1 protein-coding gene and 2 tRNA genes are annotated in these 2148 nt (G+C 43.4%); 2 read left to right on the top strand and 1 reads right to left on the bottom strand.

Features of this window, described 5'->3' with window-relative positions:
• A tRNA-Val gene (locus tag Q4561_RS19700) sits at positions 1–76 on the bottom strand.
• Between the two features lie 314 nt (positions 77–390).
• On the opposite strand from Q4561_RS19700, the gene gltX reads away from it, so the two are divergent.
• Positions 391–1800, top strand: a complete 1410-nt coding sequence (gltX, locus tag Q4561_RS19695; protein WP_303462960.1) for a glutamate--tRNA ligase — start codon at positions 391–393, stop codon at positions 1798–1800.
• Between the two features lie 85 nt (positions 1801–1885).
• Positions 1886–1961, top strand: a tRNA-Ala gene (locus Q4561_RS19690).
• The last annotated feature ends 187 nt before the right edge of the window (positions 1962–2148 follow it).

The following is a 2148-nucleotide window of genomic DNA, read 5'->3' as shown; positions in this document are numbered from 1 at the left end:
TGGTGGACGCTACTGGGCTTGAACCAGTGACCCTCGCCTTGTAAGGGCGATGCTCTCCCAACTGAGCTAAGCGTCCGTCTTGTTTACTATCTTGCCTAAGCAAGTGGGGCGGTATTATAGAGTCGGTTCTCATACTGTCAATAATAAAATGAAAGAAAAATGACTGTGTGCCTGAAAAGTGAACATTTTGGCCGCTTTTTATCTGAATTGATGGAATTGTAAGCTTTAAATGAGGCCATGCTAATAACCAAGACGCCATTAAAGCATAAATGTAAGTTTCTATTGGTAGCTAATATGCTAAGCAAATGCATCGTGCTGCTTTTGTCGTGAAGCGGAGACTGGTAGAATGCGCGCAATTTCACAATCTAATAAAGATAGAGAGTTTTTATCATGTCGGTTGTAACACGATTTGCACCAAGCCCTACTGGCTACCTTCACGTTGGTGGCGCACGCACCGCTTTATATTCTTGGCTACTTGCCAAAAACAATGGCGGCGAATTTGTACTTCGTATTGAAGATACAGATATTGAACGTTCCACTGAAGAAGCTAAGCAAGCCATTTTAGATGGCATGCAGTGGCTAGGTTTGACTTGGGACACTGGCCCTATCTATCAAACTGATCGTTTCGACAGATATAAAGACCTTATCCAACAACTATTAGATGAAGGTAAAGCATATAAGTGCTTTATGAGCGCTGAAGAGTTGGATGCTATTCGTGAAGCCCAGAAAGAACGTGGCGAAAAACCTCGTTACCCTGGTACATGGCGTGATCGTACCGATCACCCAGAAGGCGAACCTTTTGTTATTCGATTTAAAACGCCATTAGAAGGCACGGTTGTTATTACTGATCACGTACGCGGTAAAATCGAAATTAACAACAGTGAATTGGATGATTTAATCATTCAGCGCACCGACGGTACACCAACTTACAACTTTTGCGTTGTAGTAGACGATTGGGATATGGGCATCACTCATGTTGTTCGTGGTGAAGACCATATTAATAACACGCCCCGTCAAATTAACATTCTACAAGCATTAGGCGCGCCTGTGCCGGAATATGCTCATGTATCTATGATCTTAGGTGATGACGGTAAAAAGTTATCAAAACGTCATGGTGCAGTTAGTGTTATGCAATATCGTGATGATGGCTTCTTGCCTCAAGCGCTACTGAATTATTTAGTAAGGCTAGGGTGGTCGCATGGTGACCAAGAGATTTTTACCCTTGATGAAATGATTGAGTTATTCAGTTTAGACGCGATTGGTCAGTCGGCTTCTGCATTTAATACTGAAAAATTGATTTGGTTGAATCAGCATTACATCAAAAGCTTGCCAGCCAGTGAAGTTGCTGCACACTTAAAATGGCACTTTGATGGGTTAGAAGTAGACCTAACGACTGGGCCAGCCCTTGAATCTGTTATTGCCATTCAAGCTGACCGAGTAAAAACGTTGAAAGAGCTCGCTGAAATCTCTACTTACTTCTATCAAGATTATGAAGACTTTGATGCCAACGCTGCTAAAAAGCATTTACGCCCAGTAGCACGTGGGCCGCTAGAGCTGGTAAAAGAGAAGTTGATGGCTATTGAAGCGTGGGAGCCGGAAAATATTCAGGCTGCTATCAATAGCACAGCTGAAGAGTTAGAAGTGGGAATGGGTAAAGTAGGGATGCCACTGCGTGTTGCTACCACCGGAAGTGGCAATTCTCCGTCTTTAGATGTAACCCTTAATTTGCTTTCAAAAGAGAAAGTTGGCGAGAGAATCGACAATGCGCTTACTTTTATAGCAAACAGAGAAAATTCATAAAAAAACCGTTGACATAAATGGGGTGGATGCCTAGAATGCGCCCCGCTGTCACGGAACAGTCACACAATAGTGACTACGACACAACGGGGCCATAGCTCAGCTGGGAGAGCGCCTGCATGGCATGCAGGAGGTCGGCGGTTCGATCCCGCCTGGCTCCACCAAATCTAACTGCAAGTTTATATTGTGGTTTAGGCTGAAGGTTTAACCTTCGGGCAAAATTTTTTTGTAAGGATTACGTCGCTCAGCTCGCAGAGCTTGCTTCACCTTACAGAAAATCTCAAAAGCGTAGCTTTTGAGTTAAGTTAGGCCGGTAATCTTTGAAATTACCAGTGACAAAAATTTAGTACT

Origin of the sequence: Alteromonas sp. 1_MG-2023 (genome assembly GCF_030547075.1) — a bacterium.
Lineage (GTDB): Bacteria > Pseudomonadota > Gammaproteobacteria > Enterobacterales > Alteromonadaceae > Alteromonas.
The sequence above is the reverse complement of the archived record's forward strand: the minus strand, read 5'-3'. Positions and strand labels throughout refer to the sequence as shown.